The organism is Blastopirellula marina DSM 3645 (genome assembly GCF_000153105.1).
GTDB classification, from domain to species: domain Bacteria; phylum Planctomycetota; class Planctomycetia; order Pirellulales; family Pirellulaceae; genus Blastopirellula; species Blastopirellula marina.
Window position 1 is genome coordinate 590,581 of record NZ_CH672376.1, and the last position, 26,182, is coordinate 616,762.

The following is a 26,182-nucleotide window of genomic DNA, read 5'->3' on the forward strand; positions in this document are numbered from 1 at the left end:
GCGCATGTCTGGCTGGTACCTGCAACCAACGTTCGATAGCCTTACGGTCGTGTTCATTACGGCAGTGATCCTGGTAGCGCTGTTGGCGATCGCGCCTTCGTTTGCCTCGACCACCGAACGTCGGCGTGGACTGATCGCGCTGTTGCGTTTTGGCGCGATCGCACTGCTGGTGCTGACCATGTTGCGGCCGACCTGGTTGACGACCACCACACGACCGCAAACGGCGACGTTGGTCGTGATGTACGACGTCAGTCAAAGCATGTCGATCCCCGACTCATCCTCTGGCGAAACTCGCTATGACGCGGTGAAGGAGGCGCTGAAAGGGGTGCAGTCCGATCTCGCGTCACTCGGTCAGAACATTGAGGTCGCGGTTTATTCGTTTGATTCACAAGCCGAACGCGTCGCGTTTGAAAATGGCAAGATTGCATTTCCCACAGACGCCGTCGGCCGCTTTACCGATATTGGTTCGTCACTGGATGATGTGGTGCGGCAGATGGCCGGCAAAAAACTGGCCGGTGTCGTGCTGTTGTCCGATGGTGCACAGCGCGTCTTTACTCCGCGGGTTGAATTGCAACGAGCGGCCCGCGATTTGGCGCGGCTGGATGTGCCGCTGCATACGCTGACATTTGGTCAAGCGATCGACCCGTCGCAGGCCCGCGATGTGGCGATCAAGACGTTGGCCGATCAGTTTACCGTCTTCGTCAAAAACGAGATGGTCGTTCAGGCGGCGATTCACATTCAAGGGATGGCCAATCGCCCGGTGCCGGTGCAGCTGATCCTCGAAAACGAAAAGGGAGAAGCGACCGTCATCGATACGAAGCGAATTCAATCGACGAAAGATCAGGAGACGCTGGATGTCGGTTTTCGCTTCACGCCGCAAACCCCGGGGCAGTACAAGCTGACCGTTGCGGTCGAACCGCAAGAAGGAGAGCTGATCAGCAAGAATAATCGGCTGGACGCTTACTTGAATGTGCTCTCGGGCGGATTGAAGGTGCTGTATATCGAAGGTCGCGTAGTCGATCGGTATGAGCAAATGTATTTGCGCCGCGCAATCGCCAAGTCGGCCGATATGCAGATTGATTTTCAATGGCTCGATCGCCGTCGCCGCGATCAGTGGCCGATCGATCTGACCAAGCAGATTGAAGAAGGGAAGTACGACGTTTTCATCATCGGCGATCTCGATTCGACCGCTTTGAGCGAACCGACGCTGGCGCTGTTGGCCAAGCAGGTTGAAGAAGGAAAAGGGCTGATGATGCAGGGAGGCTTTCACACGTTTGGCGCCGGTCGATATCAACGAACCCCGCTGGCCGACGTGCTGCCGATCACGATCAACCGCTTTGAAGGGCAAGACTTTGATGCGCCGATTCGTGAAGACCTGCACGTCGCCGGGCCGCTCGCATTGCATCCGACCAAGCCGCACTATTTAACGACAATCGCCGTACTGACCGAAAATAACAACGCCTGGCAGTCGTTGCCGCCGCTGCGCGGCGCCAATCATTTTGAAGGGATTAAGCCGCGGGCTCAAGTTTTGCTAGAAACCAATCGCAACGTACCGATCTTGGTCGCCGGCGAGTATGGTCTCGGCCGCGTGTTGGCTTTCGCCGTCGATGGAACCTGGCAATGGGCGTTGTCTGGCAAGGCCGATCTGCACAAACGGTTTTGGCGGCAGTGCATCTTGTGGCTGGCGAAGAAAGAAGAGCTAGAACGCCGCGATGTCTTTGTCGAACTGCCGCAGCGCCGCTTCCCGCCGCAGTCGCAATTCACCTTCAACGCCGGCGCGCGGGACGCTGCCGGAGATGTGATCGCCGATGCGACGTTCCAAGCGTCGCTCATCGCACCTGACGGCAGTAAAACCAACGTACGCTTGGCGCCAGGCGATGAAGGGGTGATCGGCACGGTCGAAACCGGCGATACCGCCGGCGACTACATGCTGGAAGTCACGGCGCTGCGCGACGGGAAAGCGCTCGGCGTCGGTAACGGGCGATTTTTTGTCGCCGATCAAGATTTGGAACTCGCCGATCCTTCGGCCAAACCATCCCAAATGGCCAGTCTGGCCGCGATCACCGCCAGCGCCGGCGGAAAAGCCTGGGCCGCCGAGCAATTGCCAGAACTGATCGAGTTGGTGAAGAAGTCGCCGCCTGAGACCGAGATCGAAGTCCAAACCAAATGGACCTGGCCCGAGTCGGCCCGCGACGCGTGGCTGAATCTAATCTTGGTCGTCGGCTTGCTCAGCGGCGAATGGTATCTGCGCAAGAAGTGGGGCATGGTGTAGGTAGGGCCTGGGGCCAGACGCAGCGGCGATTTTTCTTTGTAGCCCGAAGCGCAAGCGAGGGAAATGAGTTCTCTATTCAATGGCGAAGGTCGAATCGCCAATGTCGAATGAATGCCCTAATGTTCGAATGACGAACTACGGAGCGATTCGGGCAACGAAGAAAACTTCGTTCCAGTGACAACGCTCCTCCCGAGTCCTACAATGACGCTTAGTAAGCTGAACGACTTGCGCGTGCGTCTTGCGCGGGAGGTCGGTTTTGCTTCACATCGTCAACAGCGCATCCGGCGAAGGGTGTCAGGGAGGTACGAAAGATGACCAGTGAGAAACCGCAGCCGACAACCACCGACGCCGGGATTCCGGTGGCTAGTGACGAACATTCGCTAACCGTCGGAGCCGATGGGCCGATTGTGCTGCATGATCACTATCTGATCGAGCAGATGGCGAATTTCAACCGCGAGCGGATCGCCGAACGACAGCCGCATGCCAAAGGCTCTGGCGCGTTTGGGCATTTTGAGGTGACGCACGACGTCAGCGCCTATACCAAAGCGGCTGTGTTTCAGCCGGGCGTGAAAACTGACACGTTGATTCGCTTTTCGACGGTGGCCGGTGAACGAGGGAGCCCCGATACATGGCGCGATCCCCGCGGTTTTGCGCTGAAGTTCTACACCACCGAAGGTAACTACGACATGGTGGGGAACAACACGCCGGTGTTCTTCATTCGCGATCCGATGAAATTTCAACATTTCATCCGTTCGCAAAAGCGTCGCGCTGACAACGGTTTGCGTGATCATGATATGCAATGGGATTTCTGGTCGCTCTCGCCGGAGTCGGCTCATCAGGTCACATGGCTGATGGGGGATCGCGGGATTCCCAAGACCTGGCGCAACATGAACGGCTATTCGAGCCATACCTATATGTGGGTCAACGCGGCCGGTGAGCGGTTCTGGGTGAAGTACCATTTCCACACCGATCAGGGAAATGATTTTCTGACCCAGGACGAAGCGGTTCGCATCGCCGGCGAAGACGCCGACTATCATCGCCGCGATCTGTTCCAAGCGATCGAGCAGGGTAACTATCCCAGTTGGACGCTCCACATGCAGATCATGCCGTTTGAAGACGCGAAGACCTATCGCTTCAATCCGTTTGATCTGACGAAAGTCTGGCCGCACAGCGACTATCCATTACAGGAAGTGGGCAAGCTCACGTTAAATCGGAACCCCACCGACTTCCATACCGAGATCGAACAAGCGGCGTTCGAGCCGAACAATCTGGTCCCAGGGATCGGCGTCAGTCCTGATAAGATGTTGCTCGGCCGGATGTTCGCCTATGCCGATGCGCATCGTGCTCGCATGGGAGTGAACTACAAGCAGGTCCCGGTCAATCGTCCCCAGTGCCCGGTGCATAGCTACAGCAAAGATGGCGCGCTGCGGATGGATAACGTGACCGATCCGGTCTACGCGCCCAACTCGAAAGGGGGCCCGGCCGCCGATCCCACGCTGCATCCGGCCGCCGAAGTTTGGAGCGCCGACGGCGAGTTTGTGCATGCCGCCTATACGCTTCGCCCCGATGACGACGACTGGGGCCAAGCCGGAACTTTGGTGCGTGAAGTGATGGACGACGCCGCGCGGGACCGCTTGGTGTCAAACGTCGTCGGACACATTAAAGAAGGGGTCAAAGAGCCGGTGCTGGCCCGCGTTCTGGAGTATTGGCGCAACATCGACAAGACGATCGGCGATCGCATCGCCAAGGGGGTCAGCGGCGGTTAGTCAACGGATTGAAACACTGCAGCGCTCCTGGTCGGAGAAATCCGGCCGGGAGCGTTTTTTTTGCGCGGATCAAGTTTGAGGAAATCGCGTCGCAGCCCCGTTTCAGATGGTCCGCACTCACAGCGGACCCTACGGCTCGTTAATCCTCTTCTTCATCTTCACCCCAGGTGATCATGTCGCCGAAGCAGACTTCGCTCTTGCTGATCGCCTTTTCGCGGAGCGGCGCGTGGACGGCGATATCTTCCGGCGTCCAGTCGAACGTGTCGAACAAGATGCACCACTCGATGTTGACCAGTTCCAGTTTCTGTTCGGCGATCGACGCTTCAAACAGCTTGACCGCTTCGTAGAAGTTGCCGGTCGGAACGAAGCAGTGGGTGAAGATGCCGGAGACTTCGGCCGGATTGAAGGCGCTGTCGGCGGTCGGTTTTAGCTCGACCATCAAAAAGTAAGTGCTCGGTTCAGACAACGGACAGATCCTTCAGAGGTCGACAGGCGAATAACAATGCCGACATCGTAGCACTTGCCCACGCCGGTTGACTACACGGCGTATTGCTTGAGGAACATCTCGACCGCAGATTGGATGATCCGTTCTTTTTCGGCCGCCGCCGGCATCGGTTCGATCCCAAAGACTTGCGGCCAGAAGGTAAACGCTTGCAGCAGCCCGCAAAATTGGGCGGCGGCGAACTCCGTGTCTTCCATTTGAAGTCGCCCTGCTGCGGACGCTTGCTCGAGCCAGCGAACCAATCGCACGCGAAAGCGTTTCTGATCGCCGATCGTCTGCTGGGCCAAATGGGGCGACATCAAGAAACGCGAGAGGGTGACCCGTACGAGTCCCTGAAAGCTGCTGGAGGTGAACAGCTCGACCACATGCCGAGCGTTCTCCGCAAGTTGGTCGGCCAAGTTGCGGTCTGGTTCATGAGGAAAGTCCGGCAGCGATTCGGTCGTTTCGAGCAGCTCTTCGATAATCGCCAGAAAGAGCGCGTCTTTGCTCTCAAAATGGTTGTAGACCGTCCTTTTGCTGACTTCGGCGGTCTCGGCGATCCGGTTCATGCTGGTGTTGTCGAAGCCGCATGCTTCAAATTCTTTCACCGCAGCGGCCACGATCGCGGCTCGTTTGCGATCAGTCAGGCGGGATTCGGTGGGGAGCTCGACGGCCAAACTTACACCTTGGGGTTTACTTTTGCAGGGCAACGCTTAAACTATACCGATCGGTTTACTTTTCGGCAAATCCGCTGACAAACTAAGGCAATCTTATGGCCTTTACTCGCAGTTTAACGCATATATCGGCTTTCGTCTCCTTGGTTGGTCTCTTGGTGGGGGGGCTTTCGGGCTGCTCGCCGCAGGCCGAAACTGCGGAAGTTCATAAACCGCCGCGTCCCGTTTCGACGATCACGCTGAATGCAACGCGACCTGGAATCGCTTCGGAGGTAACCGGATCGGTCGTTTCTTGGAAAACCGAGCAGATTGGTTTTGAGGTCGACGGCCGCGTTCGTCAGGTGATTGAGCCGAACGAACAGATCGAAGGGCGCTTGGTCGCCCAAAATGGCCAGTCGCAGTTACTTGCGGAAGGGACCCCGCTGGCCCGGTTGGATGACGAACGCTTTCAGATCGCCGTGCTGTCGGCGAAGGCCGCCGTCGAAGTGGCTCGCCGGCAGATCGAGGCCGTCCAAGTAGATATCGAACAGCGAATTCCGGCCAGCATCGCCGCGGCCGAAGCGGAGAAGCAGCTTGCCGCGATTGAGATGGCTCGCACGCAAAAGCTGTTTGACAAATCGGCCAGCACCCAGGCGGCGCTCGATCAAGCGATCACGACGATGGCGACTGCCGAAGCGAACGTCGCGCGCGCCAAAGCCGAGCTCTCCTCACGACAAGCGGAAGTTCGTTCGTTGGAAGCCCAATCGTTGCAAGCCGAACAACAGTTGGCCGATGCGGAGCGTAATTTAGAAGATGTCGTGCTCTACAGCTCGTTTCGCGGACAGGTCGCCGAGACGCATGTGCTGCCGGGCAGCTACGTCAAAGCAGGCGATCCGGTGATCACGGTGCAGCTGATGGATCCCGTCTCGATCGAGTTTGAGCTGTCCGCCGCGGCGTCGCGCAAATTTCAACATGGCGATTCGCTGCGGATCTATACGATCAATCCTGGCCAACCGCGGAAAGAGCTATGCGGCTTTGTCTATCTGACCGACGCCGTCGCCGATTCGCAGACGCGCACCTTTACGGTCAAGTTGCTGGCTCGTAACGAAGAAGTGCAAATGACGCCGCCGATGGAGTTGGATGGATACCCCGTGGCGCGGACTGTCGATCTTTGGCCGCTGAACATCGGCCCCGTTTTGAGCGGTGACCAACGTCTGTTTGTCGAAGAAGAATCGATTCATCATGACTCGCAAGGCGCCTTCGTTTGGAAAGCGACCAATCGGCATATGGGGGAAATTTCCGAAAACAAAAACCGCGTGCTGACGGTCGAGAAGATTCGCGTCGACGCTCAGTCGGTCAGCGTGCCGTTTTTAGGAAACTGGAACTTTGTGCCGGTCACGATTCGCAGCGATCAAAACTTTGATCCAGAGCGGGATTTGATCGCCGGCAAGATGATCGTCGAGGGACAAGAAGTCGACGATTGGAACGGCGATAAGTTGCTCTACGATCGCGGCGGCTGGCTGTTGCGGCCAGGGGATCTGGTGCGCGTCGAACTCTCGGAAGAATCGGCGGGGAGCGGGTTGTATGTCCCGATGAAAGCGCTGCGGCACGCCAGCGGTCAGGCGTCGGTCTTTGTCGTAGATCGATCCACGCCGGATCGCCCCCTCGCGCGCGAAGTGCCGGTCACGATTGCGACGGCTGACGCGGCGTTGCGACAAGACGCCGCGCTGCAGCGGATTGAACCGGTCAAGTCCGGGACCTTGGCGGCCGGCGCACAATTGATCGTCGAAGGAGTCCATTATCTGGTCGATGGCGATGAGATCGTGTTGATCAAGAAACCGGGAGCCGCCCAGTGAACTATCTGCCAGAATTCGCGATCAAACGGCCGACGGTCGTCGTCTCGATCGTGCTGATGACCGTCATCTGGGGCGTCGTCAGTTTTATGACGATGCCGCGCCGTGAAGACCCCGACTTTACGATCAAGGTTTGCGTCGTCGCGACCCGTTGGACCGGGGCTTCGGCTCAAAAGATCGAAGAGTTAGTCACTGATCCGCTGGAAGAAGCGATTGACGGCCTGGAAGAAGTGAAGCTGATTCGCTCGAATTCTAGCAACGGACTCTCAACGATCTTTGTCGAGCTGGAAGATGCGCTGCCGGGAAACAAAGTCGACGACACGTGGGACAAGGTTCGCGCTCGCGTTCGGAATGTCCCGATGCCGGAGCCGAACATCACGCCGTACGTGAATGACGAGTTCACCGATACGAACATCATCTTGTTCGCGGTGCATCAAAAGCCGCTTAACGGCGCCGCCGAAATTGACCCGGCGTACGCTTACTCGCCGCGCGACTTGGATCTTTTCTCGGAGCAGATTCGAGACGAACTGCGACTGTTGCCAGGCGTGGCCAAAGTCGACCGGTTCGGCGTTTTGGAAGAAGCGATCTATATCGAAACCGACGCGGGAACCTGGTCGAAGCTGCAGTTGACCTCGTCGCAATTGAAGTCGCTGGTCGAAGCGCGCAACATTGTTGCGCCCGGCGGCACGATCGACGCCGATGACGGGCGATTTTATGTCAAACCGGGTGGTGAACTCGACGCGGTCCAGGAACTCGATTCGATCATCGCGGCCCTGTCGCCCACCGATAGCGGCGCCAACCATGTCTATCTCGAAAGTCTCGGTCTGAGCGTCCGTCGCGATTATCTTGACCCGCCGCCGCTGATTTGCCGTTACGGCGACAACGAACTGGAACAATCCGCAGTAGTGGTCGCCGTGACGATGAAGTCGGGCTCGAACATCATTGAGATTTGCGATTCGGCCAAAGCCAAAGTTGCTCAAATGCAGAACGTCGTCGGCTCGTTGCCGCCGGACTTGGGCGTGACGATCATTTCGGATCAGTCCGACAGCGTGAAAGGGCGAATTCGGGATGTGATCGTCAACATCATCGAAGCGATCTTGATCGTGATCGTCTTGGTCTATCTGGTGGTCGGATTTCGTACGGCGGCGGTGATGGCGGCGAACATTCCGTTTGTCGTGCTGTCGTCCATCGGCGTGATCACGTTGTTTGACGTGCAGTTAGAGCAAATGTCGCTAGCCTCGATGATCATCGCGTTGGGACTATTGGTGGACAACGCCGTTCAGATTTGCGATCAGGCCCGCACCAATCAAATGGCGGGCATGTCGCCAACCGCCGCCGCAGTCGCGGGCGCGCAGATGTTGGGCGCGTCGATGCTGAACGGCACGTTGACGACGATCGCCGCATTTGTGCCGATGTTGATTGCGCTGGATGGCGCCAATCGCGAGTTCATCTACGGCTTGCCGGTCACCTTGTCGGTCATGCTGGGGATCAGTTGGATCTTGGCGATGACTTTTTGCGTCATCCTGGCCGCAGCTTTTATCCGAGCGCCCAAAGATCCAGCGAAGCCGACCGCGCCGATTCCGCGGCTGATGGTCTGGTGCGCCGCGCGATTTCGCCGCGGAGGACGACCGCAGGGAGAAGGGCAGGGGATCGTCTACGCGACCTACGCATTGCTCGGCCGGTTCGCTTTACGGTTCAAGTTTGCGACGATTGGGTTCGCAGTGTTGATGTTGATTTTGGCGATGCGGTTGCCGGTTGGTAGCGAATTCTTTCCGCTGACCGAACGTGACCAATTTGTGGTAGAAATCTGGTTGCCGGAAATCGCGACGATCCAGCAGACCGACGCCGTCGCGAAAGAAGTCGAAGCGATGATTCGCGAGCTCTCTCCGTATGTTGACGCCGAAGGAAATCAACGCGAACGCATGGCTGCCATGCGCACCTTGGTGGGTGGAGGAGGTTCGCGCTGGTATCTGTCGTGGGAACCGGAGCCGCGTAAGCCGAACTACGCGGAAATTTTGATTCACACGACCGACGGAAAGTTGACGCACGAGTTTGCCGAAAAGTTGCGAGCGGTCTCGAAGCGGGGGGATGAGCAACTCGGTTTGCAACCGATTGTGGGCGCGCGTGTCGTGCCGATCGAGCTGTTCTTGGGGCCACCGGCCGATCCCGTCGTGCTGCGCGTGGTCGGAGACGGATTCGCCGATATGAAGCGACTGCATCGAGCGGCGGATCAGGTCAAGTCGATGGTCGAAGCGGAGCCGGAGACGTGGGACGTCAACGACTCGTGGGGCGTCGAAGGTTACCAGCTGCAAGTCGACGTCGATTCTGACAAAGCGAGCTTGTCGCGTGTCGGCAACTCGCAGATCGCGGAGACGCTTAATGCCTTTTATTCGGGACGTTTGCTGACCACCTTCCGCGAAGGGGATCATCAGGTGCCGGTTTACTTTCGCCTGCGGCCCGAGGGACGGCGCTCGATCGCCGATATCGAATCGGCCTATGTCGAAGGAGACGCCGGGAAAATTCCGCTCTCGGCGGTCGCGACCATCTCGGCGACCTGGGAGCCGGCGATGATCGACCGTCGTGATATGAACCGGACGATTGAAGTTCGTTCACGCGTGGAGCCAGGAGCGTCAGGCAACGACATCACGATGCGCGTGATGAACTCGCCAGAGATGAAAGAGCTGATAGCGCAGTTGCCGCCAGGCTTTCGCGTCGAGATCGGCGGCGCCATGGAAGAGTCGATGAAGGCCCAAGGGAAGATGCTTAAATCGTTTGGGCTATCGTTTGTGGTCATCGTGCTGCTGTTGATCATTCAGTTCAATAGTTTGTCCAAGATGCTGGTGATCGTCGGCACGTTGCCGCTGGCGATGATCGGATCAATCTTTGGGCTTTGGATCACGTCCAATCCGCTCGGCTTTATGCCGCAGTTGGGCGTACTGTCGCTGTTTGGCATCGTGCTGAACGCCGGGATCATCTTTATGGAGTTCGCCGATATCGTCATTCGCGAGCGAGCTGAAAAAGCGACTGGCGGTCCCATTCTTGGTTTGACGAAAGCCGAGTTTCGCGACGCTTTGGTCGAAGCAGGCCGCCAACGTTTGATGCCGATCTTTTTGACCACGGCGACGACGGTAGGCGGTTTGTTGCCACTAGCGCTAGCCGGCGGTCCGCTGTGGGAGGGGATGGCCTGGCTGATGATCTATGGCCTGATGGTCGCGACGCTGTTGACGTTGTTCGTCATACCGGCCTTGTACGCCGTGGTGATCGAGACCTTCGGACTGCGCCCGTTCGTGAAAGATGAGACGCCAGCGCCCAGTAGTTAAGAAATACGAAGGAAGGGACTAACGCTCGTTGCGACGAGCGTACCGGAAAAGGCTTGCATCATGGCCTCGATGCAAGCCTTTTTTATTCCTGCTTCTCCTTCTTCGTAGCCCGAAGCGCAAGCGAGGGCTACGAAGAATGTTGGTGCGCAGTCCAGCGGTGGGCTCCATAAAAAAAGGAGGGCGTGCCGAAGCATGCCCTCCTTTTTCTAGCGTCGGCTTGGGCAGCGCGCTATTTCTTTTCCTGGCAATCGGCCAGAGCCAGCAGAGCGAACGAGGTCGCCAGGTTGGCGTCTCCTTCGAGCCATTGCGTGTTGCTGTTGGCCCACGAGCCGTCCTCTTTTTGGCGTTTGGCCAGTTCGGCCAGCAGTTCTTTGCGCCAATCATGAGCGACGCCGGACGCGTCGGTGATCGTCGGTTGTCCCAATGCGTCGAGCGACTTGGCGAACGTTTGGTAGTAATAGAAAACGCCGGCCTGACCCATGCCGGGATTGGCCGTGACGTCGAAGTTTTTCTGGATGTACTTGAGCACCGCTTTCACACGCGGGTCATCTTTGTCGACGCCGGCATAGATCATGCTCTTCAGCCCGGCGTAACCCATGGAGCCATAGCTTCGCAGCCCGCCGTCCGGCGTCCCGCGATCTCCCTGATCGCCGCTCACCGCCGGAGTGTAGTAGAAGCCGCCGTCGTTCACTTTGCCGGCGAACTTGGTCGTGTTGTATTCGCTTTCCAGGTTTTGGCAGCGACTGACGAAGACGAGCGCCTTTTGAATCGCTTCGTCCTCTTTATCGGCGCCGCTTGAAACGAGCGCGTCCATCAGAAATGCGGTGTTCGACAAGTCGGGGCGCGTTTTGCCGCTATAGCCTGATCCGCCGTAGTTGACCTCTTCTTCCCCGACCCCATCGGTGTCAGTGATCTGCACGCCGCGAACAAACTGTTCGGCGTTTTTGACGATCGTGTCGTACTTGCCGTCGGTGTTCGCTTTGTTGAAGCACATCAATGCGATGCAGGTTTCGTAATTCTTGAGCCGTCCATTGGCCGCGTAGACGCCGCCATCATCGTGGACCGCTTTTTCGAGATAGGCGAGGCTTTTGGCGATCTGCGGATCATTGGGGCTGCGACCATGTTCGAGCAGGGCCAGCGTCGCGATGGCGGTCGGGCCGATGCCGACTTGCGAGCTGTAGGAACCGTCGTCCGCCTGATTGGAGGAGAGGAACTTCACCCCTTTGGCGACAACCGCGTCATAGTCGGCGTCGGCCGCTCTGGCGCTGCGGAGCGAGCCAAACGCCAAGGTGACGACCAACAGCGGCACAACGGCGCTGAGAAACTTGTGACAAGCCGAGGGGTTCACCAACATACGATTCTCCATGGGATGTGACAGAGCAGGGGGCCATGTGATTACAACTGGCCAGGATAGCAATTGCCGCGCCAAGCCGATTATCCGTTACAAAGCGGCGATATCGTCGGACCGCTTGCTTCTCTATTTGTACCTTGATTTCGGGCGTGGGTATCGGTTGTCGGCGGATTCGACATGTATGTCGGTTTATCCGTCAGCAGGGGAGGTTCAATTTTTTGCCGCCGCTGCTCGGCGTGACCTAAAATAGAGAACCCTCTGGGGGGAACCTGCGCTTTTTTGCTACCTCGGAAAGTAGAACCATGTCTCGTTTTGCATTATTCGTCGCGCTTCTCGTTGGTGGGTTTGGCGCTGCTCCGGTTTCGGCCGCTCAACCGGCGGAAGAAGTCGAACTGGTCGATATGGACGAGCTGTATCAGTTTGGACAGTTGGCCGCGACGCTGGCGACCTATCGCCCCAATCCGTATCTCTACCACGACGAAGCGATCAAGCTGCAAGCGATCGCCGATTCGCTCGTGGGACGAGAAGTGGAGTTCACCGCGGGGGTTCGCAACTTTGATCACGACGAAGTGATGGTCAACGTTTCGTGGGCTGGTCGCACATTGATTGCGATGCAGCACAGTCATCCGCCGATGTTTGGCAACAACGAAACTTGGATCTATCAGCCGATGCCGCGCCGCAACTTGTTTGTGCAGCCTGTCGGTTTGCGAATCGGTGAAGAGATTCCGTTTTCGCTGGTGCGCAAGCTGAATGTCGGCGACGGGCTCGTCTTTCGCGGCAAGATCGCGGCGGCGCCGACCTGGCTCACCTGCAACATGATTTTTCCGGCCGTTGGAGTCGTCATTTCGGACTGGCGAATCGTCGCCGCGAATCACAACGTCGTGGAAATCGATCTCGAAACTAGTAATCCTGACTAGCTTCGTCGCTGTGGGAGTGGCGCGGCGCCCACCGGGCCGGTACTCGCCGCCAGCGCAATTATTTGCCGAGAGAGCGCGAAATAGCCGCTATCGCGGCAAAATTCGGCCATTCCTGGGACAATGCGTCAGTCGTCGCTCGAACCGGCGTAGTGTAAGATAGAGTGCTTGGGCGACTGTTGATGGTCGCCGCTATGCACCAGGGCGAATTGTTCACTCTCCACCGGAACTGAGATTCATGCGAATTGCGTCTGCCTGTTTGATCGCACTTCTGTTGGCCGTGTCTACCGCGACGGCGGCCGATACGCTTGGCGTTTCTAAGACAAAACCAGCCGAGGGCCCGTTTGTCGAAATCGACGGCGGCTTCATGGTCCCTTACGAAATCGACGTCCCTGGAACCCAGGTCAAACTGTCGATGGTTCCCGTCCCCGGCGGAACTCGCGTCATGGGCGAAGGCGCCGCCGCCTATACGGTCAAGATCGAGCCGTTCTGGATGTCGAAGACCGAAACGAGTTGGGCGCAGTACAAAGAGTTCATGGAGCTCTATGACATTTTCAAGAAGATCGAAGGCAACGGAGATCGCCTGGTCACGGACGACAATAAAGTTGACGCCGTGACGATCCCAACACCGTTGTACGAACCGAGCTTCACCTTTGAGAATGGGGAAGACCCGCTGCAAGCGGCCGTTACCATGACGCAGTACTCGGCGATGCAATACAGCAAATGGATGAGCGGCGTCACCGGCGACCAATACCGGTTGCCGAGCGAAGCCGAATGGGAACATGCGGCCGCCGGCGGCGTGGCCGGGCCCTACTCGTTTGGCGATGTCGACAAGATCGGCGATTACGCTTGGTATGTCGAAAACTCGGAAGGGGCTCAAAACAAGGTGGGCGAAAAGAAGCCGAATCCCTACGGCTTGTACGATATGCACGGCAACGTTTGGGAATGGGTGTTGGACGCCTATACCGAAGCGCCGCCAGAGACGCTGGCCGGTAAGACGGTCACCGTCGCTGAAGCGATTCAATGGCCGACCAAACCGTTCCCGCTCTGCACCAAGGGAGGTTCGTGGGACGACGACGCCGAAAATTGTAAGGTTACCTCCAAGCTGGGTTCGCATGATGACGATTGGAAAGCTTCCGATCCGAACATTCCGCTCAGCCCGTGGTGGTTCACGGAATACCCGGCGACCTGCGTCGGTTTCCGCCTGATGCGGCCGCTAACCAAATTGCCCAAGGCCGAGATGGTCAAATACTGGGACTCGCTTCCCGAGTTCCTACAGTTTGACGTCAACGATCGTCTGGGCGGCGGCCGCGGCGTGCTGGGCTTGGTCGACGAAAAGTTGCCGGCCGCGATCAAAAAGGTCGCCGACTAACCGTCGCACGCGCCTTATCCACACAACGCCGCGGGTTTATCCCTCGGCGTTTTTTTTGCGCCGGCGATTCTCGTCATCGCTTTTGCGCAGGATGGGTTCATTCGCGGCCTAAGCCGATGAAATCTGCCCGAGAGCCAAAGCCCTCTACCATTGGAAAGATCGGCAATGAAATTGCAAGTTTGGAGAGTCGCAACATTCGGGTTGGTCATTGCGGTCACCGCTGGGTGCTGCTTGATGGGGAGCATGCTTGCGATCAGCCGGGCGGAGGATAGCGTCGCACCAAAATCGATTTTGCAGATCGATGGATTGATCGCATTCTGGGATTTTCAGGAAGCGGAAGGCCAGCCGCGAATGTCCCAGGGACCCCACCAGTTTGCTCTCCAGGAACAAAACGGGCCGATCCAGAGGGTGCAGGAGGGAGTCTTCGGATCGTACGCCGCTCGGATCCGGCTGGGACAGTTTTTCATGATCGACCGGCCTGACGTGGGTGCGTTGAATCAGCATGGTCCCGCTGCTCAAGTGACGGTCGTCGCTTGGGTTCGCCGCCAATCGAAGTCGCATTGGCAAGCTATTGCCGGGCTGTGGGATGAAACGCGCGGGCAACGACAATACTGCTTATTTCTTAATGCGCCGCGCGGTACGAAAGCGAGTGAAATGAAGCGGTATCCTCTTTCGAACCGAGTGCATGGACATGTCTCGAATGTCGGCGGAGCGACGCCGGGAGAAAAGTATTGCATTACCTATTCCAGCGGAGCAACCGAGATTCCGTTGGGGGAATGGGTCTGCATTGCGATGAGCTATGACGGACAAGCGTCGCGAGTCTATGTGAATGGTAAATTGGACTCGCTGGACGACTACAATCCTTTTTCCGCTCCAGGCGGCCTGTTTGATGGAAAAAAGGAAGGCTCCCCCTTTACCGTTGGCGCCGTGCATCGCTCTAACGAGTGGGGGAATTTCTTTGGCGGCGATATCGGAGGCTTGGCCATCTTTAATCGAGCGCTCCGCGAAACGGAATTAGGCCAACTTGCCGGAGAAGGCGCCGCGACCGAATAACCCGGGCCAGACTGGCGCCTGACGCGGCGTCAGTCCTGCTGCATCAGGTAAGTCACAAGGTCGGCCATCTTTTCGTGCGAGATTGATTTGCCAAAGCCTTCCGGCATCAGGCTCTTTCCGGTGGATTGCAGCTCTTCGATATCTTCCCGAAAGATGGCGGTCGATTCGCCATTGGCTTGCAGGATTGTCAGGCTATGATCCGATTCGTGCGTGATGATTCCTGAAATCACGCGGCCATCGATCGTAGCGATCAGATAGTTCAGGTACTTCGAGTCGACCGACTTATTGGGGGCGACAATTGCTTCCAGCAGGTTCTTGGGCGTTCGGTTGGTCAATGATCCCAAGTTGGGTCCGACCTGACCGCCTGCGTCGCGAAAGCGATGGCAAACGCTGCAGTTCTTTTGGAAGACGATTTTTCCTCGCCCCGCGTCTCCTTGATCAACGAGAATGGTCGTAGAGCTCATCTCCTTCTTCGACCCGGCAGGGCTCTCGAAATAGACCCGAAATTGATCCGCCGCAGGGTGATGGAGAAAGCGTTGTTGCAGCGCCAAATCGATATCCGCCGCGACGAGCCTGCGATCACGCAGCGCCTGAACGAATCGGTCGTGCCAGGCGGGTTGAGATGCGATTACTTCAAGAACGGTGCGTCGCATTTGCGGAGAATAGGCGGACCAACCCAAGAGCAACACGTCGCAGCATTCTGGCGTAGACTGTTCCCCGAGTCGGCGGATCAGGGCTTTCTGAAGATCCGAGGAGACCGTGGGCTGCAAGACTTGCGTGGCCAATTGAAGGTCGGCTGAAAGTTTGTCGGGAACCAGGAACAGCGAATTGATCGCCAACGATTTTAGCCAAGTGGGAGCCGTATCAGACGCAATCAGATCACGTGACGTCTGGGCGACCTGCGGAATTGCTGCGATCGCCTGGGCGGGAAGTTTTTCCCTCTGGCTCTTAGGCAAACGGCTGACAATGTCGATGGCGATCATCGTCCTGGCAAGGTCTTGCGCTTCGCCTAGATTTGTCGAAAACGTGTGGAGCAGCGGCTGATGCACATCCAGCGCCAACGCCATACGCATCACGTCACGGTAAACTTCTCGGACCGAATCGTTTTCAAGCGGCAATTCTGAGATGGATCGAGCGACCGCGGCAATATTCTCCGCGGTCAGCGAGCTCAAAAGGGCCGTGCGAGTCCACTTGGTTGCGAGATGCTTGGGCAGCAACTTCGCCATGAGCGCGGCGGCGAAAGGTTGGTTCCATTGTCCCAGCGAGCAGGCCAGTTGAAATTGAATGACCGGATCCGGATCTTCGGCCAAGTTGGCGATCGCCTGGGAAAGCTCGGGGCCGGGATCGGCGATGTTCTCCGCCATTCTCAGGCTATGCCGGCGAATCGGCATGGCCGGATCTGCGAGGCCTTTGACGAGCAGTCTTTCGTCGATTTTGCCGACGCCATGCAAGGCGTAAAGTGCATTGAGCCGACCCAACGGCGTGCGGTCTTGGCTTAAGAAATCGCGGAGCGTGGTTTCCAAAGCGGGATCTTGAGTTTCGAGAAGCAGTCGCTTCGCGGCGTCACGAATCCAACCGTTGGAATGATCCAACAGTTCGACCAGCGCCGCGGTCGATTGTTCACCGAGTCGAACAGGAGGGTCGGCGACACCGGCCTCGGGAACAACGCGATAGATCCGCCCTCGGCCATCGCCGGCACGAAGATAGGGCGCAACTGCCTGTTTACCCGCTTCGGGCAGCCAATGAGGGTGTTCGATCACGTAACGATACATGTCGACCACCCAGAGGGCGCCGTCCGGTCCGGTTCGCACCATGACGGGGCGACACCAGCGGTCTTGCGAGGCCAGAAAGTCAACGGCCTCGTCTGCGGAATCTCGCTGCATCGTAAAACTGACCCCCTGGCGCGTCAGGACGTTGCGCTGAATGACGTTATGGACCGGCTCGCAGGTAAAGCTATGCGCGACGGCGCCATCTTGGCGATCGGGAAAGAGCAGGGAATCGCGATAGACCATGCCAGAGCAAGCAGAGGTAAAGCGTCCCGATTGTTGATGGGAGTGAAATCGCGATTCAATTTCGCTGATCGGATAGACGCGTGGATTGGCCTTGGTGAGCAGGGACCGCGATTCCGGTGCGATCAAGTGAGGGTTTCTCTGGAGATACTTCTCCTCAAGCACATAATGCCAAAGTGGGAAGCTGTTCTGCACGCCAAACCAGTTGCCCCACCCATCGGTGTTTCGGCCAAACTGCGAGGGCCCCGAAAGAGGTTCAACAGCGCCGGTGGTAGGGTGAAATCGAAAGTCGCGGCTGCCGATTTGAAACAGCTCGCCGGTCCGATGAGACTTGATTTTTGTCCCGCTGCCGTAGGATGACGCATGGCTGCCGCTCGCGCAATAGATCCAGCCATCCAGCCCCCACCGCAGTCCGTTCATTCGCAGCTGCTGGTTTCCTTCGTGAAAGCCGCTGAAGAGCACCTCTTTGTGATCGCAAACGCTGTCGTCGTTGGTGTCAGTCAGATAGAGGATCTCCGGCGCCGCGGTAACGATCACGCCGTCGTTCCAGGCAACGATTCCGTTGGGAAAGTTCAGCCCCTCGATAAAGAGCGTGGACTTGTCGTACGGACCATCCGCAGTGGTGTTTTCGAGAACTCGAACGCGGCCTCCCGGCTTCCCGTTCCCATCCAGGCCGTTGGGATAGTCGGCCATCTCGACAACCCACAACCGACCATCCGCGTCCCAGTCAATCGCGACCGGATCCATGGTCAGCGGTTCCGCCGCCATTAACTCGACGCGAAAGCCAGCGCGAGCCTTCCAGGCCGCAAGGCCTGCTTGGGGTTCCAGCGGCTTGGTAGGAGCCGGCGATTCGTCGGCCGGCAGGAAGGTCGGTTCCGCTGCGGTAGAAGTTGGTAGATCAACGCTAACGAGCGTCCAAGCCGCAAGGAGCACACCCAGAAGTCCCGCGGTCGGGCGAAGGTTCATGGAGATGCGATGCGTCTTCGTAGATGGGGCCTGCGTAGTAAATTGTCTGGCCACAACGATAGCTCCGAGGGAGGTGCGGTTGAGTGACAGATCAGTGTACCAACAGTACGGGCCGAAGCAAGAGAATACTCCGGAGGCTCACTGCTCGAGGGATTCATTCCGGTCGGATTACTGGTCCGCTCAAGCTAACTTGCAGAGGAGCAGAGGCATCCCCACGAACCCGCTTCGCCGGCCCCAGAACAGGAGCCAGTGTAGGGCGATAGCAATGCTGCTTTTTTAACGATCAGCAAAATGCTGCATAACGGCGTTAAGACTTCGGGCACGGAAACCGCTAGGTGAAGAAAGCTTGAGCCCCGTGATCTGTGGCGGGTCGACAATTTACTCTTGATTGGATTTTGGCTGATTCAAATCAAAGATGACGTACTTGCCGTTAACGCCTGCTGATATCGTGTATTTTTCGGTAAGGTGTTGGAGGATTTCTTGTTCGCCGTGCACACGTTCGGTCAAGATGACGACGAAATGGGTCGCTCCACTCTTTCGGAAATTTTCGAGTCGCGTCGTAAAGGATTCAATCTCTTCGCCAGCAGCACGTTGCAGCTTGATGTCGCCACCATGGGGCCAGTGTTTTGCATCTAAGTAGCTGTGATATTTCAGGCCCCTAGCATAATCGTCAGTAATCGCCACGACGTTACTTCCCACTCCAACGGCTCGGCCAATTGCAACATACTCTCCCCCAGTTAGCGGTTCATAATAGGATTGTATTTCTGGTCCCGCCGAAAATCCTATTAGCGTTAGCCAGACCGTAAGCAGTATGATTCCTGTCGCTGTGCGAGCGTTCTGACTTGCCTGCTGGAACAGCCCATCAATCAGTGGACAAAGGCAAATGCTTACCAGTGGGATTAGCACTGCACAATAGTAAGTGTGACTCATGCTCCGATAGTTGGTGGCGATCACGAAGACCATGTACCCCGCAAGTAAGCCGAGGTAAGTCCAGCGCCATCGATCGCCGCTGAACAGCACGATGCCTAAGACCACAAACAGCAGGGTTGCCCATCCATAGTAATCCTCTAGGTATTGAATCCATTGTCCCCACATGGACATGTCCCAAAGCAATGCTGGCAAAAAAGAGACGCCTTGCTGTTGCGGACAAACGACTTGAATCCACAAAATGCTTGGCAACGCGCAGAGGATTCCAAACGCATACCAGCGCGGGTCGGTCAGAAGGCGTTTGATTCCCAACGCCGTCAATCCTAATCCTGTAAATCCCGCACACAGAGGAAAAAACATAAAGCCAGGTTTCGCAAGTAAAAGCATTCCGCAAGCCGTTCCCAGCCAGAGAACGCGCCGCCAAGTGGTTGGATACCCAGAGCGAAGAACCAGCCAAAGAGCCAGCAAAAACGTGGCGATCATCAAGGGTTCCGGCTGGAACGTGCGGGACACGATCAAGCCCAAGGGACTATTCATGTAAAAGCCGACCGCCGCCATCTGAGTGATCGGGCTTTTGGTTAATTGGAGGACAGTCAGGAATAAGGCCGCTCCCCCTGCTAGCCATACAAGTGTTGAAAAATAGGTCGAAACATAGGGCGATTCTCTACCGATAACAAGATAAGCCAAAGCGGTAAACAACTCGTTAACAGGCGGTTCGTAGACTTCCTCTTTGGAAACTTTCTGATAGTAGATTTGCTCTTTATCGGATTGTTGAGAGGAAGGTGTGAGCGCCAAATAGATGTCCCGTGCTCGCAACGCTGACATGTATTGCCGCATAATGTGGTAGGTTGAGGGCCACCGATCGCAATTTTCGACGCGCTGCCACGCGCCCCAAATCACGAGCCAGGCCAGGGCGGAATAGGCGACAACTCGAATCCAATCGTAGGTCTGTGGAGCGTTCGGTGCAGCGCTATCCGCTGTTGGTCCTGAAGCGTTGCTCTTCTGCGCTTTAGAGCCCTTCTTTTTTATTGTCATCAATCTGCTGTTTCTTTGGCTTCAACTTCGGTGAGAATGCTGCGTAGCCCTCGTGTTGCTCGATCACCGTCGTCTTGCTTCTCCGAGGGCAGTTCGGCATCGGGCTGTTCGTCGGAGGAAAACGCCGGGGTATCGCCCGAGGGTCGCAGGTCCGGATCATCAGAAGCGTGAGCAGTCGAGTGAAAGTCCGACTCGATTTGCCGCCTGTAATCTCCGCGGCTGAAGTATTTCTCCAGCCAGACGTACATCGTGATGAAAAAATAGCGGCTCCCCATTTCACGAATTTTGAGCTTCGCCAGTCCCGTTCGACGATTTCGCCAGGTGATCGGAATTATTGTCCAGGTATACCCGCGTACGATCGCTTTGAGCGGCAACTCGACGGTGAGGTTAAAATGGGGCGCCAAGAGGGGGCGGCAGCCGTCGATCACTTCACGGCGATAGGCCTTAAACGCGTTCGTCGTATCGTTCAGCTTGATGCGAAACACCATTTTGATGAACAAGTTGGCCATTCGGTTTAGCATCCATTTAATGGTCGGATAGTCAATGACTCCTCCCCCCTTGATGAAGCGGCTGCCAAAGACGCACTCGTAGCCTTCCTTGAGTTTCTCCCAGTAGACGACCACATCGCGGCAATCGTCCGACTCATCCGCCATCATGATCACCACGGCGTCGCCCGTGTAATGTTGCAAGCCGTATTGGATTGCGCGGCCAAAGCCGTGCGGACCAGGATTGCTCACCGGCTTGACTTCGGGAGTTTCGCCGGCGACCTTTTGCAAAACCTCCCACGTCTGGTCAGTGCTTCCGTCATCGACCACCACGATTTCGTGGGGCACCTTTTGCAGACGCAACTCCAAGTGCAGATGCTCCACGGTGGACGCAATACAACCCTCCTCGTTGCGAGCCGGAATAACTACCGAGAGTTTATTGAGCGTATTCATAGCGAGGGTTATAAATGCTGGGAAAATCGGGAAGCGGATGCGTACATCAATCTGCAACCAGGTCGAGCCAGTCGGGATGAGATTGAGCGAAGTCAGCAATTTCATTCAACAGCATATCGAGGGAAATACGCGGCTGAAAATTCCAAACGCGTTTGGCGCGGGCAGAGTCTAGCACCATCCAAGGGACGTCAAACTTGCGCGGCGTGCGGTCGGCCTGGACTTGATGAGGTCCCAACCTCTGTTCGCACCAACGGCTTAAATTGTATAACGAAATCGAGTTTTCAAGGCCTCCCGAAAGGTTGAATACACGCTGCTCAGGCGTGCCTGAAAAAGCCATTTGCTGTTCCAACACGGGAGATACGTCGAGCGGGGAGAGTGCCGAACGAACCTGAATTCCGGTTCCTTCATATCCCAAATAGCGGAGCGGCTTGCGGGCGTGCCAGGAGTGGATCCAGTAACTAAAGATGCCTTGCTCGGCGCGGCCAAATTGACCAGAACCCGCCATCACGTCGCAGCGATTGACCCACACAGGGAATTCGTAAGCGCTCCCGTATTCCAAGGCCATCGTTTCCGAGGCGAGTTTGGTGGCCCCATAAAGAGACAGGGGTGGAGTCGTGGAGAAATCTTCGCTCACCCCTTCGGCAGAAAGCCCAGGCGGAGCGTGTTCGTCCAAGACAGGCCGGCAAGCTCCTTCGTCCATCACGAGATCTAATGTCGTTAAAGGGGCAATGGAGTACACCCTGCTGGTGCTCAAGAGAATGAACCCGGCCTGGACTCGACGGCAATACTCAAGCAGGTTGATCGTGCCCAGGAGATTGTGTTCGACTAGTTGGCGACTGTTGCTGCGGCCGTCGATTCCGGCCAACACCGTGGGATTGGCTGACGCATCAATCACGTAGTCCACTTCAGGAAGATCCTGGAGGTCGCTACTACACCTAATATCACCGTGAATGAGTCGAACGCCTCGTTTGCGCAGGTCGTTGCGATTAAGCTCGCTTCCCGAACGGCTGAGATTGTCCAGGCCGATGATTTCGAAGGCCGACGTTTCTAACCATGCCTTGGCCAATACGCTCCCTACAAAGCCACAAACGCCGGTAATCAGAAGTTTCATTCCATCCCCAAAACTAGGCGCTGTCGCTCCTAATCTTGGAAGCGAGCGACGCGCCGTAAGCCGCCTTATGCGGTCGCCAGTCGTTTTCGCCAACTATCCACAATCTGTTCTAGCGAGTTTTTAAGGGATACGCTCACCTCCCAATCAGGATAGTGGCTTTTGATCTTTGCCAAGTCGCTGTAATAACAAATGTGATCGCCGATGCGATTCTGTTCAGAATAACTGTAAACTTGCGGGATTCCAGTCAATTCTTCCGTCAGCGCGAAGGCTTCCAAGATGGAACAAGAGTTTTCTTTCCCGCCGCCTAGATTGTACACTTCGCCGAATCTTGGCTTGGCAGCGAACGCTTCAATAAACCGAGCAATGTCGAGAGGGTGAATGTTGTCCCGAACTTGCTTTCCTTGGTAACCAAAAATCGTGTAATGCTTCTGAGTTAAGTTGCACTTGACGAGGTAACTCAAAAAGCCGTGCAATTGTACTCCGGAATGCGCAGGGCCGGTCACGCAGCCTGCACGAAGACAACACGTAGGAATTCCGAAGTAACGGCCGTACTCTTGAACCATGAGATCGGCGGCGGCTTTGGAGGCTCCAAACAGCGAATGGGTGCATTGGTCTATCGACAGGGATTCGGGCACGCCTTGCTCGAACGTTTCGTCCGCATAATCAAACCGTTCGGCGGATTCCCGAAGAGGAATGGTATTGGGTCGGTCGCCATAGACTTTGTTGGTGGACATAAACACAAATGGCGAATCGGAACAAGTTCGTCGGACCGACTCTAGCAGATTGAGGGTGCCGATTGCGTTCGTGTCAAAATCGTCGAAAGCGATCGCCGCTGCTCGATCATGCGAAGGCTGCGCCGCCGTGTGAACAATCAAATCGGGCTTGAGTTGCTGGACCAGTTGAAGCACCCCCTCCCGGTCCCGAATGTCCAGTTCGTGGTGCTGAAAGTTAGCAACCGTGCGAGTGAGCTGATCTTGGTTCCATCGGGTATCTCCCTCAGGCCCGAAAAAAACGGCTCTTTGATTGTTATCGACCCCATGCACCGCATACCCGATCTCGCCAAAATAGCGACACACTTCCGAACCGATTAAACCCGAGGAGCCTGTTATGAGTATCGTCTGCATGATGTTGACTTTAAGGCGAAGCCGATTGGTGGAAGCTCTTATTGGCCGGCGTGGTGCAGGTCGATGCGTTGAGATCTGCAATCGAAAGAAGGAGCGATGAGAATTTCATTACACTCCATCGCATTAACAAAAAACGTTCCCAAACCCACCATTTTAGACCACGCCGCCGCACACTGCAAAAGTCTAGATAGGTGGGGGAGGCCAATCTCTTCGGAAAAACAAGTTGCTTCTTTACTTTGCGATTTTCCCTGTAGCTGCGTCACGGGCTTCTCGTGGGGCGCGCCTCCATTTCGGGCGCCACTTCACTTTGGGAGTTCGCATCTGCGTTCTTCCTGCAGTCAGTAGCTGACTCCCTGCTGCGCCAGAAGATACTTGGCCGACGGACGTTACGTTCCAGTTTCTGGCGTAAGTTGGTTCGCCACGAGTACGCGGACGCAACGTGATTCATCGTGCGTGTGCGATCCCTAGACATCTTTCCGCACATAAGGAAAGACTGATTGATGCCGGCAATCTTTCTCTCTAACTCGAGCTGCACGATCCCCTAGAAGCGGCGCCCTTTGATTCGGAAGCACAATTCGCTTACCGATCGAGATCCTTTTCAGGAGGTCCGTACAATCGAGAACCATCTGCAGCAAAGCGCCCGCCATGGACGGGGCAATCCCAAGTCTGCTCCGCTTCGTTCCAATGCACGACTCCACCCAGATGCGTGCAGACAGGATTCCGCTCATGAAGGCATCCGCTCGCGTCACGGCAGACGGCTTTGCGTTTGCCGTTCAAGTTGCCAACAGCGCCTTGACCAGGCTGGAGTCGCTCCACTTCGATCTCGCTCTTCGGCAACATTCGTTCGGCGTAATTGCCGACTGCAATCATTTGTTCAGAGACGACATCAACGACAGAGGTCGGTTCGACGCGGGCGGGCGAAAGTACGTCTTCGAGCTCATGCGGCTTGCCTTCAAGCAGATCCGCGAGGATCGGTGCAGACGCGGTTCCCAACGAGAGGCCGACGCCGCTGAGGCCGGTGACGATCCAAACATTTTTGGTTCCAGCTACTTTCCCGATGAAGGGGAGGCCATCGGTCGGTTCAAACAATTCGGCGCTCCAGCGCGAGACAATTTCTTCGATCTCGAACCGATCGCGAATCCATGCTTCGAGCTCCTTGAAAGCTGCTTGTTCGCCGCCGTTGCCGGTGCGATGATCGCAACCGCCCGCCAAAATGACTCTTCCGTCTGCAGTCGCTCGACGCACGTAGAAATAAGGATCGGAGTCGTCCCAAAAGAGCGCTTCCGGCAGACTTGATTTGACCCTGGCCGCGATCACATACGACTGATAAGCAGGAGTCTGAAGATATAGACGCATCGACCCGGTAAAGTTGCAGTGCACGGCACAAACGACCTGGTCAAAGCGAACGCTTCCCTGGGCTGAACGTAGTGATACAGGATAACTTTCGGTAGGCCCAGCAATCATCGTCTGTTCAAACAGAACCCCGCCGGCAGCAACGACTCGATCGGTCAATTGCCGCAGATACGCGAAGGAATTGAACCGAGCCATCCCTGCGAGCTGATATCCGGCAACAGCCCTTTGGATGGGAACAGCATCCATCCATTGGGCCGTTAAACCGATGGCGTTGGTCGCGTTCAACTGATCGCGCAATGCATGAACATGGGACGCTTTGTCTGTGTAATAGTAGGCGGGACAACGTGAAAACTCGACCGATTCATCCGCTAGATTTTCGATCGCACGAATCGCATCCAGACGGCTTTGCGTCAGGATCTTCGCTTTTTCGATTCCAAGTCGATCGATCAGCTTTTGCGCTCCCATTTCTGGGTGAGCATCCAAGTGCCCTGTACTTCCTCCGGTCGTTCCTGATCCGATCAGGTTGGCTTCGCAAACCGTGACCCGGTGACCGCGGTTAAGAAGCTCCAGGGCGATACTTAGTCCTGAGATGCCTGCACCGATCACCAATATTTCGGTGTCGTGATCGCCGGATAACGCAGGAAACCGCTGTTCGAGCGGTTGATGCCGGATCCAATACGAGTTGTGGATCGCCAGATCTTTTGGTTTATCGCTCATGGTAACCCTGTCCCTACGGCACAACTGTCCGGTACGTTCTTGAGGGAGTTTAGAAAGCACTTTTCGTGCCGGCGAAATTCTCCGGGCGCCAGAGGGGACTTTGCCGCTGACATCCTCCCTTTTTCTTGTCTCTAAGAATGGTCTTGGGTAATGTGCCGCGCCGCATCTCTGACAGAAGATTATCCATCATGCTTGTCGGGCGTTCACAACAAGCGAGAGTTCCGGCAACTCATCGCCGCCAGACAGATTTATGGATCGGACCGCCCAAAGACGACGCTATGCGGATCAGACGCGTCGAGAACGCCAATCGACGTCCCTCTTTTTCCCTAAAGGACAGGCGATGTGCAATCCTGGTACGACTTTCGCATATCTCCTCCGACGCAGATGCGGCGACTGTAATCGTCGTCGCTCCAATGGTGCGAGTTAAACACCCCAGCATGACCGAGGAGAGATCAATGAACGCCCGATCCAAGTTTTACACGGAAGAAGACCTGACCATGTGGGAACGCGTTAAGCGTTCGTTCGCCAACGATTGGGAACAAACCAAGGCCGATTTTGGCGTCGAGGGAAACCGCGATATGAACCAAGATTTGGACGACACCGTCAAGCAAATGGCCGGATCTGATAATGCCTTTGAAAACCGTGAACAGGCATTTCGGTTTGGCTATACCGCGCAACGTCGATATCAGGAGAGTAATCCTGAATGGAACGACGACCTGGAGCAGCGTCTCCGTGCGGACTACGACGGTGACTACGACGCCGATCGACAGTACATTCAGCACGCTTACGGTTTTCGTTACCCGACTTAAATCGAACGCTTCCACCTATCTCACTTGTTGAGCCGCCGTCGCTCAGCAGGGAGTTCCGTCCCAGGCGAATTGCTGCTGAACTCATTTTGCTCAGAAGCGATTTGCCCAGGGGATTGGAAACTCGTCGATGCGCGTTGGCCGAGGAAATACGAGCCGTA

17 protein-coding genes are annotated in these 26,182 nt (G+C 56.4%); 8 read left to right on the plus strand and 9 right to left on the minus strand.

From position 1 onward, the window contains the following. The first annotated feature begins 4 nt into the window (after positions 1-4). Both DSM3645_RS04060 and DSM3645_RS04065 read left to right on the plus strand, forming a co-directional pair. Complete coding sequence (locus tag DSM3645_RS04060) at positions 5-2,272, plus strand: glutamine amidotransferase (RefSeq protein WP_002650758.1); 2,268 nt, start codon at positions 5-7, stop codon at positions 2,270-2,272. Positions 2,273-2,583: 311 nt separating this feature from the next. Next, positions 2,584-4,038 (plus strand): catalase, encoded by a 1,455-nt coding sequence (locus tag DSM3645_RS04065; RefSeq protein WP_002650759.1) that lies wholly within the window; start codon positions 2,584-2,586, stop codon positions 4,036-4,038. Between the two features lie 139 nt (positions 4,039-4,177). Here DSM3645_RS04065 and DSM3645_RS04070 read toward each other — a convergent pair whose 3' ends face one another. Further along, complete coding sequence (locus tag DSM3645_RS04070) at positions 4,178-4,504, minus strand: hypothetical protein (RefSeq protein WP_002650760.1); 327 nt, start codon at positions 4,502-4,504, stop codon at positions 4,178-4,180. Positions 4,505-4,575: 71 nt separating this feature from the next. Beyond that, on the minus strand, positions 4,576-5,196 hold the full coding sequence (locus tag DSM3645_RS04075) for a TetR/AcrR family transcriptional regulator (protein WP_002650761.1): 621 nt from the start codon (positions 5,194-5,196) through the stop codon (positions 4,576-4,578). 95 nt (positions 5,197-5,291) lie between these two features. On the opposite strand from DSM3645_RS04075, the gene DSM3645_RS04080 reads away from it, so the two are divergent. Continuing rightward, complete coding sequence (locus tag DSM3645_RS04080; RefSeq protein ID WP_081444710.1) at positions 5,292-7,028, plus strand: HlyD family secretion protein; 1,737 nt, start codon at positions 5,292-5,294, stop codon at positions 7,026-7,028. Further along, positions 7,025-10,345: an efflux RND transporter permease subunit gene (locus DSM3645_RS04085; RefSeq protein ID WP_002650763.1), complete on the plus strand. Its 3,321-nt coding sequence runs from the start codon at positions 7,025-7,027 to the stop codon at positions 10,343-10,345. Before DSM3645_RS04080 ends, DSM3645_RS04085 begins: the two co-directional genes overlap by 4 nt. A gap of 229 nt (positions 10,346-10,574) precedes the next feature. On the opposite strand, the gene DSM3645_RS04095 is transcribed toward DSM3645_RS04085, so the two are convergent. Further along, a complete protein-coding gene (locus DSM3645_RS04095; protein ID WP_116344363.1) occupies positions 10,575-11,699 on the minus strand; it encodes a prenyltransferase/squalene oxidase repeat-containing protein in 1,125 nt (374 codons plus the stop codon). Between the two features lie 299 nt (positions 11,700-11,998). On the opposite strand from DSM3645_RS04095, the gene DSM3645_RS04100 reads away from it, so the two are divergent. From DSM3645_RS04100 to DSM3645_RS04110, 3 genes are all read left to right on the plus strand, one after another. Next, entirely contained in the window at positions 11,999-12,613 is a 615-nt protein-coding gene (locus DSM3645_RS04100; protein WP_002650765.1) for a hypothetical protein, read from the plus strand. A 235-nt stretch (positions 12,614-12,848) separates the two neighbouring features. Continuing rightward, the gene (locus DSM3645_RS04105) at positions 12,849-13,982 is read left to right on the plus strand and encodes a formylglycine-generating enzyme family protein (RefSeq protein ID WP_002650766.1); all 1,134 of its coding nucleotides are present in this window, start codon (positions 12,849-12,851) and stop codon (positions 13,980-13,982) included. Positions 13,983-14,147: 165 nt separating this feature from the next. Then, positions 14,148-15,035, plus strand: a complete 888-nt coding sequence (locus DSM3645_RS04110) for a LamG domain-containing protein (RefSeq protein ID WP_040351591.1) — start codon at positions 14,148-14,150, stop codon at positions 15,033-15,035. A gap of 29 nt (positions 15,036-15,064) precedes the next feature. Here the strand turns inward: DSM3645_RS04110 and DSM3645_RS04115 are convergent, their stop codons facing one another. The 6 genes from DSM3645_RS04115 to DSM3645_RS04140 all read right to left on the minus strand — a co-directional run bounded on the left by DSM3645_RS04115 (position 15,065) and on the right by DSM3645_RS04140 (position 25,215). After that, positions 15,065-18,010: a PVC-type heme-binding CxxCH protein gene (locus DSM3645_RS04115; RefSeq protein ID WP_002650768.1), complete on the minus strand. Its 2,946-nt coding sequence runs from the start codon at positions 18,008-18,010 to the stop codon at positions 15,065-15,067. Positions 18,011-18,388: 378 nt separating this feature from the next. Then, a complete protein-coding gene (locus DSM3645_RS04120) occupies positions 18,389-19,972 on the minus strand; it encodes an ArnT family glycosyltransferase (protein WP_002650769.1) in 1,584 nt (527 codons plus the stop codon). Further along, a complete protein-coding gene (locus DSM3645_RS04125; protein WP_002650770.1) occupies positions 19,972-20,910 on the minus strand; it encodes a glycosyltransferase family 2 protein in 939 nt (312 codons plus the stop codon). Before DSM3645_RS04125 ends, DSM3645_RS04120 begins: the two co-directional genes overlap by 1 nt. Positions 20,911-20,956: 46 nt before the next feature. Continuing rightward, on the minus strand, positions 20,957-22,021 hold the full coding sequence (locus DSM3645_RS04130) for an NAD-dependent epimerase/dehydratase family protein (protein ID WP_002650771.1): 1,065 nt from the start codon (positions 22,019-22,021) through the stop codon (positions 20,957-20,959). Between the two features lie 65 nt (positions 22,022-22,086). Next, positions 22,087-23,145 carry an NAD-dependent epimerase/dehydratase family protein gene (locus DSM3645_RS04135; protein ID WP_040351592.1) on the minus strand — a complete coding sequence of 353 codons (1,059 nt, stop codon included), beginning with the start codon at positions 23,143-23,145 and terminating at the stop codon, positions 22,087-22,089. 579 nt (positions 23,146-23,724) lie between these two features. Further along, complete coding sequence (locus DSM3645_RS04140) at positions 23,725-25,215, minus strand: FAD-dependent oxidoreductase (RefSeq protein ID WP_002650773.1); 1,491 nt, start codon at positions 25,213-25,215, stop codon at positions 23,725-23,727. 455 nt (positions 25,216-25,670) lie between these two features. Between DSM3645_RS04140 and DSM3645_RS04145 the strand changes: the two genes are divergently transcribed. After that, complete coding sequence (locus DSM3645_RS04145) at positions 25,671-26,024, plus strand: hypothetical protein (protein ID WP_002650774.1); 354 nt, start codon at positions 25,671-25,673, stop codon at positions 26,022-26,024. The last annotated feature ends 158 nt before the right edge of the window (positions 26,025-26,182 follow it).